At 64.8% G+C, this 14,836-nt stretch carries 12 protein-coding genes; 8 read left to right on the forward strand and 4 right to left on the reverse strand.

From position 1 onward, the window contains the following. Positions 1-7 precede the first annotated feature (7 nt). The 3 genes from ACQCS0_RS11160 (at position 8) to ACQCS0_RS11170 (ending at position 3,306) form a co-directional block, all read left to right on the forward strand. Positions 8-745, forward strand: coding sequence for a M50 family metallopeptidase (locus ACQCS0_RS11160; protein ID WP_354155726.1), 738 nt, complete (start codon positions 8-10; stop codon positions 743-745). A 10-nt stretch (positions 746-755) separates the two neighbouring features. After that, positions 756-1,886, forward strand: a complete 1,131-nt coding sequence (locus ACQCS0_RS11165) for a glutathione S-transferase family protein (protein WP_426939772.1) — start codon at positions 756-758, stop codon at positions 1,884-1,886. A 307-nt stretch (positions 1,887-2,193) separates the two neighbouring features. Beyond that, positions 2,194-3,306, forward strand: coding sequence for an FUSC family protein (locus tag ACQCS0_RS11170; RefSeq protein WP_354155727.1), 1,113 nt, complete (start codon positions 2,194-2,196; stop codon positions 3,304-3,306). Here the strand turns inward: ACQCS0_RS11170 and ACQCS0_RS11175 are convergent. From ACQCS0_RS11175 to ACQCS0_RS11185, 3 genes are read right to left on the reverse strand one after another with little or no spacing between them, the layout of a single operon-like run. Beyond that, positions 3,303-4,229, reverse strand: a complete 927-nt coding sequence (locus ACQCS0_RS11175; RefSeq protein ID WP_354155728.1) for a MaoC/PaaZ C-terminal domain-containing protein — start codon at positions 4,227-4,229, stop codon at positions 3,303-3,305. The genes ACQCS0_RS11170 and ACQCS0_RS11175 overlap by 4 nt on opposite strands. Further along, positions 4,226-5,566: a 3-oxoacyl-ACP reductase gene (locus tag ACQCS0_RS11180; RefSeq protein ID WP_354155729.1), complete on the reverse strand. Its 1,341-nt coding sequence runs from the start codon at positions 5,564-5,566 to the stop codon at positions 4,226-4,228. The genes ACQCS0_RS11175 and ACQCS0_RS11180 overlap by 4 nt, the downstream gene beginning before the upstream one ends. Before the next feature lie 9 nt (positions 5,567-5,575). Then, a complete protein-coding gene (locus ACQCS0_RS11185) occupies positions 5,576-6,943 on the reverse strand; it encodes an acetyl-CoA C-acetyltransferase (RefSeq protein WP_354155730.1) in 1,368 nt (455 codons plus the stop codon). Between the two features lie 61 nt (positions 6,944-7,004). Here ACQCS0_RS11185 and ACQCS0_RS11190 point away from each other — a divergent pair, with 61 nt between their 5' ends. After that, positions 7,005-7,697 (forward strand): TetR/AcrR family transcriptional regulator, encoded by a 693-nt coding sequence (locus tag ACQCS0_RS11190; RefSeq protein WP_426938394.1) that lies wholly within the window; start codon positions 7,005-7,007, stop codon positions 7,695-7,697. Positions 7,698-7,750: 53 nt separating this feature from the next. Next, positions 7,751-9,898 (forward strand): acyl-CoA dehydrogenase, encoded by a 2,148-nt coding sequence (locus tag ACQCS0_RS11195; protein ID WP_354155732.1) that lies wholly within the window; start codon positions 7,751-7,753, stop codon positions 9,896-9,898. A gap of 101 nt (positions 9,899-9,999) precedes the next feature. On the opposite strand, the gene glgA is transcribed toward ACQCS0_RS11195, so the two are convergent. Beyond that, positions 10,000-11,208: a glycogen synthase gene (glgA, locus tag ACQCS0_RS11200; protein WP_354155733.1), complete on the reverse strand. Its 1,209-nt coding sequence runs from the start codon at positions 11,206-11,208 to the stop codon at positions 10,000-10,002. Between the two features lie 101 nt (positions 11,209-11,309). Here glgA and glgC point away from each other — a divergent pair, with 101 nt between their 5' ends. The 3 genes from glgC to ACQCS0_RS11215 all read left to right on the forward strand — a co-directional run bounded on the left by glgC (position 11,310) and on the right by ACQCS0_RS11215 (position 14,810). Further along, on the forward strand, positions 11,310-12,719 hold the full coding sequence (glgC, locus tag ACQCS0_RS11205; RefSeq protein WP_354155734.1) for a glucose-1-phosphate adenylyltransferase: 1,410 nt from the start codon (positions 11,310-11,312) through the stop codon (positions 12,717-12,719). Positions 12,720-12,801: 82 nt separating this feature from the next. Then, a complete protein-coding gene (locus ACQCS0_RS11210) occupies positions 12,802-14,253 on the forward strand; it encodes an SDR family NAD(P)-dependent oxidoreductase (protein WP_426939773.1) in 1,452 nt (483 codons plus the stop codon). A 44-nt stretch (positions 14,254-14,297) separates the two neighbouring features. Beyond that, entirely contained in the window at positions 14,298-14,810 is a 513-nt protein-coding gene (locus tag ACQCS0_RS11215; protein WP_354155736.1) for a pyridoxamine 5'-phosphate oxidase family protein, read from the forward strand. The last annotated feature ends 26 nt before the right edge of the window (positions 14,811-14,836 follow it).

Raw genomic sequence — 14,836 nt, forward strand, 5'->3', positions numbered from 1 at the left:
AACGACTTTGATTCCTGATCAAGTGTCGCAGCGGATCATTGAAGCCTTCAGCCGTGCCGCCATCCCCCAGGTCACGGTGGCCGAACTGGCTGTGGTGTTGGCTCTGGCAACGGCACTCTCCATCCCCCGGGCCACCTGGAAGTATTTTGGACTCCTGGCCACCGCTACGCATGAATTGGGCCATGCATTCGCCGCCGTCATGAGCGGCCAACGACTGGGCGGTATCCGGCTCCGCCTGGACCACTCAGGCACAACTACCAGTTACAGCCGCGGCCGGGCCGCGGCCGTCTGGTCGGGATTCTGGGGGTATCCAGTTCCTGCCCTGACCGGCGCCGCCCTGGTCATCTCCGGTTTCGCCGGCTGGGGTTCGGCGGCACTGGCCACAGGAACCCTGATCCTCCTGGTCTCGCTCGTGTTCATCCGAAACGTCGCGGGGCTGCTGATTACGGGCCTCGCCGTCGCAGGAGGCGGGCTGCTGGTTACCGTTGTGCCGAGCCACTTCACCGGCCACATTGCAATCGTTCTTGGCATGGCGTTGCTGGTGGCCGCCGTTCGGGACCTGGCAAAGCTGACCAATGTGCACCTGCGACGCCGTGACAGGCTGGCCAGTTCCGATGCGTATCTGCTGTACCGGGCAACGTCGATCCCATCCGGCGTCTGGATCGCGCTGTTTGTAGCCGTAATTGCAGGGTCGTGGATGGTCGCCTGGCAGCCTATTTCGGTAATCCTGAGCACTGGTAGCTAAGCTGGTCCGCATGAACCAGGAATCGTCGAGAGCGCAACCAGCTGTGATCGCAGCTGTGGCCGACGGCACGGACTCCGGCGCCAGCCACAGCACGCGGGGCGCTTATGTGACCGGCGGTGCGGAGTTCAACCGGGACACGAACTACATCGAGGACCGGATCACCCGCGACGGCCACCCCGGCCTCAACGGCGAGCCGGGGTGGCCTGTCGAAGCCGGGCGGTACCGGCTGATTGCGGCGAGGGCATGCCCCTGGGCGCACCGGACCGTGATTGTGCGGAGGCTCCTCGGGTTGGAGGATGCCCTCTCCCTCGGCCAGCCCGGCCCTACCCACGATGCACGGTCTTGGACCTTTGACCTCGATCCGGGTGGGGTGGACCCGGTCCTAGGCATCGCCCGCATCCAGAGCGCCTATTTTCGGCGCTTTCCGGACTATCCTCGCGGCATTACGGTGCCGGCCATCGTGGATGTTGCCAGTGGCGCGGTGGTCACCAACAACTTCCCCCAGATCACTCTGGACTTCGCCACCGAATGGACCCGCTTCCACAGGGTCGGCGCGCCGGACCTTTACCCCGAACACCTCCGCGCTGAAATTGACGCCGTCAACAAGCGCGTCTTCACCGAGGTTAACAACGGCGTCTACCGCTGCGGGTTTGCAGGCTCGCAGGAGGCCTACGACTCGGCCCATTCCCGGCTGTGGACTGCGCTGGACTGGCTCGAAGAACACCTCACCGGACAGCGGTACCTCGTGGGCGATACCATCACCGAGGCCGACGTGCGGCTCTTCACCACCTTGGCCAGGTTCGATGCCGTGTACCACGGGCATTTTAAGTGCAACCGGCAAAAGTTGACTGAACTACCGGCCCTCTGGGGCTACGCGCGGGACCTCTTCCAGACTCCCGGCTTCGGCGACACAATCGACTTCGTCCAGATCAAGCAGCACTATTACGTCGTCCACGAGGACATCAACCCCACCGGGATCGTACCGCAAGGCCCCGATCTGTCCTGCTGGCTGGGGCCACACGCCAGGCAAGCGCTGGGAGGCCGCCCATTCGGCGACGGCACCCCACCGGGGCCAGTGCGTCCCGGCGAAGAGGTCACTCCCGGCCACGGAGCAGACCAGCATCAGGAAGGCGCATACTAGCCCGTTCGGCTGGCCCGGGAGAGTCCGGCTAGGCGTCCCGGCAACTACTTCGGCTACCACGCCCTCACCATCGCCACCATGATGGAGGACCTCTGCCGGCGGGTTGTCCTCTACGACGTCCATCCCCTGCAGGGGCATGCGCGCTGCGCTGGGGTTCGCCGATCCCGCCTATGGTGTTGGCTTTGGCTACATCCCACTGCGGGCAGAGGACTGACGCACGCAGGGCAAAGCGCATCAGCTGGCTGCGGAGTTCCGGCGGCCGGCGTCGGGATTGTCGGAGCAAACGTCTGCACCTAATGTGGGTCGGATGGGTGACACTCAAGCGCAACACCGGCCCGCCGCTGGATCCCGCCTCCTAAAGAGTTCGCTGGCCGGGCTCTCGTCCGCATTCACGCTACAGCGGCTGCAGTTGGCCGCGAAGGCAGCTCTTGCCGCCGGCCTAGCTTTTGCCATTGCTCCCTTGATGCCAGGATCCGCTGCCGAGTATCCGTATTACGCGCCGCTTGGGGCGCTGGTGTCGATGTACCACAACGTGGCCGGATCATTCCGACAGGGACTCCAGGCGCTGGTGGGCCTTGCTCTCGGTATTGGGCTCGCATTTGCTCTGGTCATTGTTGGTGATCCGTCACCGCTGACTGTAGCGGTGGTTATGGGAATCGGCGTGCTCCTCGGCGGCCTCCCCCGGATTGGCTCCGGAAGCGATTGGATTCCGACGGCGGCGCTGCTGGTTCTACTCGTGGGCGGAAGCAACCGGGACGACTTTTCCTTTGGCTACCTCATCCAGATGGGTGTCGGCGTTGCGGTGGGCATCGCCGTAAACTTCCTGGTCTTTCCTCCTCTGCACTTCAACGCGGCGGCCGCCAGCCTGGGCAAGCTCAGGCTGGCCCTCGGGCGGCAACTGACTGACATGGGAGCGGCTCTGACTGAAAAGTGGCCTCCCGAGCATGAAGCCTGGTCCCGCCGGTCGACAGAGCTGGCCGAGGCAGCCAGTACGGTCCGGCACCTGGTCCAGGAGGCTGACGCGAGCCGCCGCGCCAATCCGCGCCGCCGGTTCCATCCACGCGATGTGGATCTCGACTATCGCAACCTTCGTGATCTGGAGCGCGCTACGTTCCATATCCAGGACATGACAGAAGTCCTGTCTGATGTCATCTGGAGGGACGACGCACCGTACACAGTGCCATTCCAGGACAGTTCATCGCTGGCAGCGGCCATGACTGCCACCGGTGAACTCCTGGCCTCGTTCGACGGCGGGGATGAAGCAGACCAGCGACGGCTCTTCGCTGCCGCGAAGTCAGCAGTGGAGGCCGGCATGGCAACGGTTGCGGAGCGGGCCCAGGAGGATTCGGCCGTGACAGCGTCCGAGTCCATCCTCCTGAGCCTGCACCGTATCCTCAGGGCTGTGCGGCCGGCGTCCTAGAGCGGAGCCACGGAGCCGCTGAAGTGGCGGCGGCCGGAGCGGGGGTTCCACGCCACAAATTCGGCCCGCTGCCAGCCTTCGCCAGGCGTCTGCGCCGTGGTGATATCCAGGGCGTTGATATCCAAGGCAACGCGGGCCGGCAGGAACACTGGAGCCTCGAACGTGACATCCCACGTGAACGTTTCGCCCTTGGCCGGCCCGACATCCGCGAGGGCCCTTGAGGCAAGGTACATCCCGTGCGCGATGGAGCGGCGCATGCCCAGGGCCTTGGCAGACAGAACGCTCAGGTGGATCGGGTTGAAGTCACCGGAAACGGCGGCATACGCTCTTCCCGTGTCCACCCCCAAATGCCAAATCGCGGTGGGGTCCGGAGGCGTGAAATCGGCCTGGCGGTTGTGGGGCGTCGGCTTGTCGATGCCGGGGAGGAACACACCCTTGGCCAGGTAGGAGGAGCGCCCGGTCCACTTGATGTCCGGCGTATCCGCGCCACGGATCTCAGACACAACGTCAAGTTGCGTTCCGGCCCGGTGGCCCCGGAGGTTCTCAACCCTGGCCTGGATGTCCAGGGATTCCGTGAAGAGCACCGGCGACCTCTGCTCCACATGGTTGCTGAGATGGACCATGCCCAGGAGCGGCAGCGGGAAATCGTCGCGGTTCATCACACTCATGGCCAGCGGAAATGCCAGTGCGTGGAGGTAGCCGGCCGGGAGGGTGTCCCTGGCAGACAGCCCGATGAGGTGCTGGTACGCGGTGAGGTTGCCGACGTCGGCCCTTACCCCGCGCACTTCGTGGCTAGTGGCAGGAAGGTTTGATCCGTTGTGCGTGCCCAAGACGCGCCGCCGCGCCGCCTGCGCGGCGGCATTGACGTACAGCTTGGACAGGGAAGGCATCTCCCCGAGGATGACCGGCCCGACTATGCTCATGCCCCCACCAGGTTCTGTCCGCAGACGCGCAGCACGTCGCCGTTAATGCCCCCCGCGGCGTCGCTCGCCAGGAAGGCAACGGCCTCCGCGACGTCGGACGGTTGGCCACCTTGCTGCAGCGAGTTGAGCCGCCGTCCCACTTCGCGGACGGCAAACGGGATCCCTGCTGTCATGTCTGTTTCGATGAATCCGGGTGCCACCGCGTTAATGGACCCGCCGTTCGCCGCCAGAAGGGACGCAGAAGCGCGCACCATACCCATCACGCCGCCCTTGGACGCCGCGTAGTTGGTCTGGCCGCGGTTGCCCGCGATGCCGCTGGTGGATGCCACCGAGACAATCCGTGGTGAATTACGGAAGTGTTCAGAAGCAAGGAGCGCTTCGTTGATCCTGAGCTGGGCGGCGATGTTGATGTTCAGTACGGAGGTCCAGCGGCCGTGGTCCATATTGGCGAGCAGCTTGTCCCGGGTAATTCCTGCGTTGTGGATGACGATGTCCAGACGGCCGTGACGCTGCACGGCGTGGTCGATGATCCGCTGGCCGGCATCTGCGCTGCTGATATCCAGCTGAAGCGCCGTGCCGCGGACTTCGTTGGCAACGGCAGCCAAATGGTCCCCGGCTGCCGGGATATCTACGAGGACCAGGGTGGCCCCGTCCCGGTGGAGGGTCCGGGCAATAGCCGCACCGATGCCGCGGGCGGCGCCGGTGACCACGGCAACCTTGCCGGCGAGCGGCTTCTCGAAATCCGGGGGCAGGTTGCCCTGCTCGCTTGCGACAGTCAGGAACTGGCCGTCCACAAATGCCGACCGGCCGGAGAGAAAGAACCGCAGGGCGGCAAGAGCGCTGGGGCTGGTGCTTTGTACCCCCTCTGCCAGGACGATGCCGTTCGCTGTTGCGCCGGCCCGGAGTTCCTTGGCCAGGGACCTCAGGAAGCCATCCACACCTTGCCGGGCAGCCGACTGTGCAGGGGACCTTGTTTCCGCGGCAGGCCGGGAGATGGTGATAACGCGGGCGCTCGGTCCAAGATCTCGCAGGGAGGACGCCGCGGACAGCACGGGCTTTTCGAGGTCTTCTGGCCGGGACAGCTCATCCAGGACCAGAATGATTGCGCCAAGCTTTTCGCGGGGCACTGCGTGGCGCCGGACGTCCAGGTCCCAGGAAAGCAGCGTGGCGGCCAGTTCGTCGGCACCGGCGGTGTTGCCCTGGACCAGCACGGGGCCAGTGACCAGTGGCTGGCCCGGCTTGAAGCGGCGCAGCAGCGCAGGTTGGGGCAGGCCCAGTCGCCTGGCGATGTTCTTGCCGATGCTCTGGTTGACCAGGGCGGTGTATTTGTCCGTCATCCGGTGCCCCTAGAGTGCTTCGAGAATTGCGACGACGCCCTGGCCGCCGGCGGCGCAGATGGAAATAAGACCACGCGCAGGCCTTCCGTCGACCCTGCCCTTGGCCTCCAGCATCTTGGCCAGCGAGGCCACAATACGTCCGCCGGTGGCCGCGAATGGGTGGCCCGCGGCCAGGGAGGAGCCGTTGACGTTCAGCGTGGTGCGGTCGATGCTGCCGAAGGCGCCCTTAAGTCCCAGCCGGGTGCGGCCGAACTCATCATCTTCCCAGGCGGCCAAGGTGCTCAGGACAGTCCCAGCGAAGGCTTCGTGGATCTCAAAGAAGTCGAAGTCATCCAGCGTCAGTCCGTTGCGGGCCAGCAACCTGGGGACCGCAAACGCTGGGGCCATAAGCAGTCCGTCCTTGCCGTGGACGAAGTCCACGGCGGCAGCTTCACCATCCACGACGGTGGCGAGCTTCGGCAGGTCATGTGCATCAGCCCAGTCTTCGGATGCGAGCAGGACCGTGGAGGCCCCGTCGGTCAGCGGTGTGGAATTTCCCGCCGTCATGGTGGCCTCGGTGCCGAGGCTCTTCCCGAAGACTGGCTTGAGTGTAGCCAGCTTCTCCAATGTGGTGTCCGACCTCAGGTTGGAGTCCTTGGCGAGGCCTCGGTATGGCGTCAGGAGATCATCGAAGAATCCTGCGTCATACGCTGCGGAAAGGTTGCGGTGGCTGTTGAAAGCCAGCTCATCCTGCGCCTCGCGCGAAATGTTCCACTGCGCGGTGGTCAGCGCCTGGTGCTCGCCCATGGACAGCCCAGTGCGTGGCTCCCCCGTACTCGGAGCATCGGGGGCCAGGTCCCTGGGCCGCAGGCGGCTGAGTACCTGCAGGCGCTGGGGCAGTGTCTTAACGCGGTTGAGGTCCAGGAGTATCTCGCGGAGGCCTTCACTGACAGCAATGGGGGCATCCGACGCCGAGTCGACACCACCGGCGATGGCGGAATCGATCTGGCCCAGTTTGATCTTGTTGGCCAGGCCCAGAACCGTTTCGAGGCCGGTGGCGCACGCCTGCTGCAGGTCGTAGGCGGGGGTTTCCGCCGACAACGCCGAACCCAGGACTGCCTCGCGGGTGAGGTTGAAGTCACGGGAATGCTTGAGTACGGCCCCCGCCGCAACCTCGCCGATCCGCTCATCCTGGAGGCCAAACCTGGCGATAAGACCGTCAAGTGCTGCTGTGAGCATGTCCTGGTTGGACGACTTCGTGTAGGCCCCTCCGGACCGGGCAAACGGGATCCGGTTTCCACCCACAATCACGGCCCGGCGGACCGGCCGCGCCGCCCCGGACGTCGTGGGGCTGGCGAATTCGTGGGGTCCGGTGCCGGACTGTCCATTGACGGACATGGGTGACTCCTCTGATCTGCGACGGTTACCGATACCCAGCGTACCTGATACGCTGAGTATCGTGAACAACCTCCACTCAGAAGCCCAGACGCCGGCTGCCGGCGGAAATGCCGACGGCCGCTCGGCCCGCTGGCAGACCCACCGGGAGGAGCGACGCCGGGAGCTCATCAAGTCCGCGCGGCGGGCTGTCCACGCGCTTGGCAGCGATGCCTCCATGGAGGAGATTGCTGCTGCCGCCGGAACATCGAAGTCAGTCTTCTACCGCTATTTCGGTGATAAAGCCGGCCTGCAGCACGCCGTCGGCGAAGTTGTCCTGAGCCAGATGCAACGGAAGATCCGCGAAGCGGCCCAAGGCGCACAGACCCCGCGGGAAGGGCTGTTGGCCATGATCTCGGCCTATCTCCAGATGGCGGAAACCAGCCCCAACGTCTATAGCTTCGTCACCCGCTATGCGCCGGTGGACGCGGACGGCCCCCACGGATCGGCCGCCATTTCGGGAGCCTTGGGCCACTTCTTCGATTCCATCGCGGAGATGATCGCCGCACCGATGCGGACCCACCTCGGCGACGGCAAGGAAGCAGTGATCGGCTACTGGCCCACGGCGGCCATCGGCCTGGTCCGAAATGCCGGCGAGCAATGGCTCAGCACACCGGATTCTGCGGCGAAGCCGGACCAGGAAGCCATGGCCCGACAGATCACGGCCTGGCTATGCGTGGGAATCGCGCCCGAGCTTAGGCTTGCCAGCGCGCCATGATTCCGACTCATCAACCCCAAACCCTCCTGTCAGAACCAACGAAGGATATTGACATGACCGAAGTAGTGGACCGCCGTACCGACCCGGACGCTGACGTAACCAATACAGCCGTGACCACCGCTGCGGCGGAGGGCCCGGCCGCCGGCCACGGTGCGGCAGCGCAGCCCGCCGTCGACGTTGCCGCCCTCGGCGAGCAACTCCTGGGCAAATGGGCGGACTCTCGTCGCCAATCCCGTGCGCTGGCCAGTAACCCTGCATTGCACAAAATTGAAGGACTGACGCACGCCGAACACCGGACGCGAGCCTTCGGCCAGTTGACGTACCTCGTGGACAACAGCGCCGTGCACCGGGCCTTCCCGTCGGCACTGGGCGGTTCCGATGACCACGGCGGCAACATCGCGGCGTTCGAGGAACTGGTCACCGCCGACCCGTCCCTGCAGATTAAGGCTGGTGTCCAGTGGGGCCTCTTCGGCTCGGCCGTAATGCACCTGGGCACGCAGCAGCACCACACAAACTGGCTGCCAGGCATCATGAGCCTGGAGATCCCCGGCTGCTTCGCCATGACGGAGACCGGCCACGGTTCCGATGTGGCCAGCATCGCCACCACCGCGACCTACGACGTCAAAACCCAGGAATTTGTGGTCCACACACCCTTCCGCGCTGCGTGGAAGGACTACATCGGCAATGCAGCCATCGACGGCCTCGCCGCTGTTGTGTTCGCCCAGTTGGTGACCAAGGGCGTTAATCATGGCGTGCATGCCTTCTACGTTGACCTCCGGGACCCCCAGACCAAGGAGTTCCTGCCCGGGATCGGTGGCGAGGACGACGGCGTCAAGGGGGGCCTCAACGGGATCGACAACGGCCGGCTGCATTTCGACAACGTCCGCATCCCCCGCACAAACCTCCTGAACCGGTACGGCGATGTGGCACCGGACGGAACCTACACGTCATCCATTGCCAGCCCCGGCCGCCGCTTTTTCACCATGCTGGGAACCCTCGTCCAGGGCCGCGTGTCCCTCGACGGCGCCGCTGTGGCGGCGTCGAAAGTCGCCCTGACAGCAGCCATCCGCTATGCCACCGAACGGCGCCAGTTCAACGCGTCCTCGCACACTGAAGAAGAGGTCCTCCTGGACTACCAGCGCCACCAGCGGCGCCTGTTTACCAGGCTGGCCACCACGTACGCCGCGGGCTTCGCGCACGAGCAGCTCCTCCAGAAATTCGACGACGTCTTTTCCGGCGCCCACGATACTGACGAGGACCGGCAGGACTTGGAAACCCTCGCCGCAGCCCTGAAGCCGCTGAGCACCTGGCATGCCCTGGACACCCTGCAGGAATGCCGCGAGGCGTGCGGCGGCGCCGGCTTCCTGATTGAAAACCGCTTCGCCTCCCTTCGCGCGGACCTGGACGTCTATGTCACGTTTGAGGGCGACAATACCGTCCTGCTGCAGCTTGTGGCCAAGCGCCTCCTGTCCGACTACGCCAAGGAGTTCAGGAATGTCGATTTCGGCGTGCTGGCGCGCTACGTGGTTTCCCAGGCAACGGGCGTCGCGATCCACCGCACCGGCCTGCGGCAGGTGGCGCAGTTTGTCGCCGATAACGGATCCGTCCAAAGGGCTGCTATCGCGCTCAGGGACGAGGAAGGCCAGCGCGCCCTCCTGACGGACCGCGTCCAGACCATGGTGGCCGACGTCGGGGGCGCCCTGAAGGGCGCCAACAAGCTGCCCGTTGAAAAGGGGGCGGCCCTCTTCAATCAGCACCAGAACGAGCTGATCGACGCCGCCCAGGCCCATGCCGAGCTCCTGCAATGGGAGGCGTTCACGGAGGCGCTGGACGATGTCACGGACCCCGGCACCAGGCGGGTCCTGACCTGGCTGCGTGACCTATTTGGCCTGTCGTTGATCGAAAAGAACCTGTCCTGGTACCTCATGAACGGCCGGCTCTCCATGCAACGGGCACGCACCGTTGGTGATTACATCAACCGTCTCCTGGTCAAGATCAGACCGCACGCACTGGACCTTGTGGACGCCTTCGGGTACGGCGACGAGCACGTGCGCGCCGCCATCGCCACGGGTGCCGAGAAGGCCCGGCAGGACGAGGCCCGCGCGTACGTCAGGGCACAGCGGGCCAGAGGCGACGCCCCCGTCGACGAAAAGGCCCTGCTGGCGCGTACCTCTGCCGGCGGCCGCACCCAGCGGAACTGACTGCCTGCTCCGCGTTACACGCCTGGGTCAACGCACGACGGCGCCGCTCCTCTCGGCGGGGAGCGGCGCCGTCGTGCGTTGTTTGGTCAGTACTGCTGTTGTTACGGCTGTCCGCCAGGAAGCACTGAGCGGTAGACCTCAAGGGTGGTCTCCGTGATGGATTCCCAAGAGAAGTGCTCCTCCGCGCGGCGGCGGCCGGCCAGGCCCATGGCACGCGCCCTTTCTGGATCGGAGACCACCTCCGTGAGTGCGGCGGCAAATTCCGTCACGAACTTCTCCGGATCCAGCGGTGTGCCGGTGCCATCGGTGACCTGCTCAAGATCCACCAAGAGGCCCGTCTGCCCGTGCTGGACCACCTCGGGAATACCACCCGTAGCGCTGGCCACAACGGCGGCACCGCAGGCCATCGCCTCGAGGTTGACGATGCCCAGCGGTTCATAGATGGACGGGCAGGCGAACGCTGTGGCGTGGCTGAGGACCTGGATGAGTTCGTTCCGCGGCAGCATCCGCTCAATCAGGACGACGCCGGTCCGCTGGCTCTGCAATTCCTCAATCAGGCGTGCAGTGTCTGCAGCGAGTTCGGGGGTATCCGCCGCCCCGAGGCACAGCACAAGTTGTACGTTGGCCGGCAGCTTCGCGGCGGCACGCAGGAGGTACGGCACGCCCTTCTGGCGCGTGTTGCGTCCGACAAACACCACGCTCGGCTTATCCGGGTCGATGCCCAGCGCACGGATAGCGTCGTCGTTTTCATCGCGTTGCCACAGTTCAACGTCGATACCGTTGTGGACCACCCTGACCTTGGCGGGGTCGACGTCGGGGTAGCTGCGCAGGATATCCTGCCGCATGCCTTCCGAGACGGCGATGATCGCCGCTGCGGCCTCGTAGGCGGTTTTCTCAACCCACGAGGACAAGGCGTAGCCACCGCCGAGCTGTTCGGCCTTCCACGGCCTCAAGGGCTCCAGGCTGTGGGCGCTCAGTACGTGCGGGATGCCGTGGAGCAGGGAGGCCAGGTGGCCGGCCATGTTCGCGTACCAGGTGTGCGAGTGGACCAGATCGGCCCCTGCCACGTCCGGCACGATGCGCAGGTCCACTCCTAGCGTCTGGACGGCCGCGTTGGCAGACCCCAGGTCTTCGGGAACGGAATAGGAAGTCACCCCGGCACCGTGGTAATCGGCGTCGCGGGGAGCTCCAAAGGCACGAACCTGCAGGTCAACTCGCTTACTCAGCACCCTGCTCAATTCGGCCACGTGGACTCCGGCGCCTCCGTAGATCTCGGGCGGGAACTCTTTAGTCACAATGTCTATTCGCACGTTACCCAAGGTAGTCGTTCCGCACTATCTGTTCTAGTGTGAAGGAGTCCGGGCATGCCGGACTGTTTGGGGAGATACGAAGGCGTACAGGAGCGACCACCATGCCGTTGAACAAAAGAGTCCTGGCCATTGTCCTCGCAGGCGGCGAGGGTAACAGGCTAATGCCACTGACGGCAGACCGGGCCAAACCTGCTGTGCCTTTTGCCGGCAGTTACCGGCTGATTGACTTTGCGCTGTCCAACCTGGTGAATTCACGCTACTTGCAGATTGTGGTGCTGACCCAGTACAAGTCTCACAGCCTTGACCGCCACATTTCCGAGACCTGGCGGATGTCGACGCAGTTGGGCAACTACGTGGCGTCCGTGCCGGCGCAGCAGCGGGTCGGCAAGAGCTGGTTCCTGGGCAGCGCCAACGCCATCTACCAGTCTCTGAACCTGATCTATGACGCCAACCCCGACATCGTCGTCGTCGTTGGCGCCGACCACGTCTACCGCATGGACTTTGCCCAGATGGTGGAACAGCATGTGCTGAGCGGGGCCAAGGCCACTGTGGCCGCCGTGCGCCAACCGTTGAACATGGCAAACCAGTTCGGCGTGATTGAGGTGGACCAGGAGGACCAGCAAAAGATCGCCGCATTCGTGGAGAAACCCGCCACAACTCCCGGATTGGCCGCCGATCCGACCCAGTTCCTGGCGTCCATGGGCAACTACGTCTTTGACGCCGATGCTTTGGTGGATGCCCTCCACGTCGATGCCGAACGGCTCGATACCAAGCACGACATGGGCGGGGACATCATCCCCTACTTCGTCAGCCAGGGAGAGGCTGGAGTGTACGACTTCACGCTCAACGACATCCCCGGTTCCACCGAACGCGACCGGACGTACTGGCGTGACGTGGGCACCATCGATTCGTTCTACGACGCGCACATGGATCTCATCTCCCCGTTGCCTGTGTTCAACCTCTACAACTCTGAATGGCCCATCTACACGCGGCAAAGCATCTCCCCGCCCGCCAAGTTTGTCCGCGGCGAGAATGACACCGTGGGCACCGCCCTGGACTCCATTGTTTCCAGTGGTGTGGTCATCTCCGGCGGCGTGGTGGAGGGTTCCGTCCTTTCCAATGACGTCTTTGTGGGTAACGGCAGCAGAGTCATCGACTCGGTCCTGATGGACAAGGTGAACATCGGCGAAGGTGCCGTCGTCAACCGGGCCATCCTGGACAAATACGTGAAGGTACCGGCCGGCGCCGCGATCGGTCTGGATCCGGAACTGGACCGCGCCCGCGGTTTCAAGGTGACCGAGACCGGTATCACCGTACTCGCCAAGGGACAACAGGTGCCTGAGCCCGGGGAGGCGGAACGGGCGCTTGCAGCCCGGAACCTCCACCTTGTGCCTAATGCCATCCAGGCGGCAACGGCCAACTATCCCGAGATCCGCGAATCGGTGGAACAGGCCGCGGCGGTTCATGCGGAGACGGCATTGCATGCCGCCCAAGGCGCCCACCGCGCGTAGGCCGCAACGGGCAGGCCCGGCAGGACCGCTTGTCGCTGGATCCGGTCGGGGCGGATCTTCGTGAGGCTGTAAAATCGGTACAATGAGCTCCCCAGATCTGACGCCTGAAGAAATCCAGGCCTGCCTCAAGGTTTTGAACACCATCCACGTTTACGACGAGGAACACCCTGACTATGTCACGGTGCGCCGCGCTACCGGGAAGATGTTCAAGGCCGTGAAGCGTCACCGCCGCGTGACCAAGCGGGACTTGATCTCTGAAGCCGACCGGGCCGTCATTGCACAGACCGCTACGGCAGCACCGGACAGGATCGACGACGAGACCCGCGGCAACAAGCTGGAGACGTCAGCGACGGGCAAGGTGGCCGGGCACCTGATCCGTTCCCGCCCCTGCTATGTCTGTAAGAAGCATTACACGCAAGTGGACGCGTTTTACCATCAGCTCTGCCCGGAATGCGCCGCGTTCAGCCACAGCAAAAGGGATGCCCGCACGGATCTGACAGGCCGGCGTGCTCTTCTCACCGGCGGGCGCGCCAAAATCGGCATGTACATTGCCCTGCGCCTGCTCCGGGACGGCGCCCACACCACCATCACCACCCGGTTCCCCAAAGACGCGGCGCGCCGCTTCGCGGCCATGGAAGACAGCGGCGACTGGCTGCACAGGCTCCGGATCGTGGGCATCGACCTTCGCGACCCGTCACAGGTGATGGCCCTGACGGATTCGCTCAACGCCGCGGGCCCCCTGGACATCATCATCAACAACGCTGCCCAGACCGTGCGCCGGTCCGGCAACGCCTATAAGCCCCTGGTGGACGCCGAGGACGAACCGCTGCCCGCCGCATTGGAGCCGGCCAACGGCGGACCGGAACTGGTGACGTTCGGCCACGCCCACGACAAACATCCCCTCGCCCTCGCGAGCAGTGTCACCGATCACCCCGTGCTGGCCGGTGACGAGATCACGTCATTGGCGCTCTCCACCGGCTCGGCCTCTCTGGAGCGGATCGCCGCCGGTACAGCGATCGACGCCGGCGGGCTCGTTCCGGACCTGGCCGGCATCAACAGCTGGACCCAGGTGGTGGACGAGGTTGACACCCTGGAAATGCTGGAAGTGCAGCTCTGCAACGTCACGGCCCCGTTCCTGCTGGTCAGCAGGCTCCGGGATGCCATGAAACGCGCCACCGCACACCGGAAGTACATCGTCAACGTTTCCGCCATGGAAGGCCAGTTCTCGCGGGCCTACAAGGGCCCCGGGCATCCGCACACCAACATGGCCAAAGCGGCCTTGAACATGATGACCCGGACCAGCGCCCAGGAAATGCTGGACGCCGACGGGATCCTGATGACGGCTGTGGACACCGGCTGGATCACCGACGAACGCCCGCACTTCACCAAGGTCCGGCTCATGGAGGAGGGCTTCCACGCACCCCTGGACCTGGTGGACGGCGCAGCCCGCGTCTACGATCCGATCGTGATGGGCGAAAACGGCGAGGACCAGTACGGGGTCTTCCTCAAGGACTACAAGCCCAGCCCCTGGTAGCGGGCCACTGTCATGGCCGTGGTGTTGGGCGTAGGCTCGGCGGCATGAACAGCACAGCAACGTCCAACGGCTCAACGTCCAGCGAGTCCAACTCCAGCGGGTCAACGTCCCAGGTCCAAAACCTGGAACACCACGAATGCTGGGCCCTGTTGCGGACGGTGTCTGTAGGCAGGCTGGCCGTCCTGGTGGACGGCCAGCCTGATATTTTCCCCATCAACTACACGGTGGATGGCGGAACGTTGGTCTTCCGCACCGGCGAAGGAACCAAGCTGGCCGCCGCCTCGGGCGGTGCCGCTGTGGCGTTGGAGGCCGACGGCGTGGATGCCGTCAGTGGCCTGGCCTGGAGCGTGGTGGTCAGGGGACCGGCTAAGGCCATTACAGGAACCGAGGGCATCCTGGACTCCGCGGCCCTGTATCTTTTCCCATGGCAGGCCGGGAAGAAGGACACGTTTGTCCGGGTGAGCCCGGGCACTGTGTCCGGGCGCCGGTTCAAGGTCACCGCGCCCATGACGTGGTGGACCCAGCTCAGCGGAGCAGCCAAGGCAGCTCCCGAGTAACGCAGGGCCAACCCGGCCACGCGCCG

The organism is Pseudarthrobacter sp. S6 (genome assembly GCF_050156575.1).
Lineage (GTDB): Bacteria > Actinomycetota > Actinomycetes > Actinomycetales > Micrococcaceae > Arthrobacter.

What these genes read in the sequence shown, in the direction of transcription:
- ACQCS0_RS11210 (WP_426939773.1), top strand. Translation starts at nt 12,802, where the DNA reads ATGAGCTCCCCAGATCTGACGCCTGAAGAAATCCAGGCCTGCCTCAAG.
- ACQCS0_RS11185 (WP_354155730.1), bottom strand. Translation starts at nt 6,943, where the DNA reads ATGTCCGTCAATGGACAGTCCGGCACCGGACCCCACGAATTCGCCAGC.
- glgC (WP_354155734.1), top strand. Translation starts at nt 11,310, where the DNA reads ATGCCGTTGAACAAAAGAGTCCTGGCCATTGTCCTCGCAGGCGGCGAG.
- ACQCS0_RS11175 (WP_354155728.1), bottom strand. Translation starts at nt 4,229, where the DNA reads ATGAGCATAGTCGGGCCGGTCATCCTCGGGGAGATGCCTTCCCTGTCC.
- ACQCS0_RS11170 (WP_354155727.1), top strand. Translation starts at nt 2,194, where the DNA reads ATGGGTGACACTCAAGCGCAACACCGGCCCGCCGCTGGATCCCGCCTC.
- ACQCS0_RS11195 (WP_354155732.1), top strand. Translation starts at nt 7,751, where the DNA reads ATGACCGAAGTAGTGGACCGCCGTACCGACCCGGACGCTGACGTAACC.
- ACQCS0_RS11215 (WP_354155736.1), top strand. Translation starts at nt 14,298, where the DNA reads ATGAACAGCACAGCAACGTCCAACGGCTCAACGTCCAGCGAGTCCAAC.
- ACQCS0_RS11180 (WP_354155729.1), bottom strand. Translation starts at nt 5,566, where the DNA reads ATGACGGACAAATACACCGCCCTGGTCAACCAGAGCATCGGCAAGAAC.
- ACQCS0_RS11165 (WP_426939772.1), top strand. Translation starts at nt 756, where the DNA reads ATGAACCAGGAATCGTCGAGAGCGCAACCAGCTGTGATCGCAGCTGTG.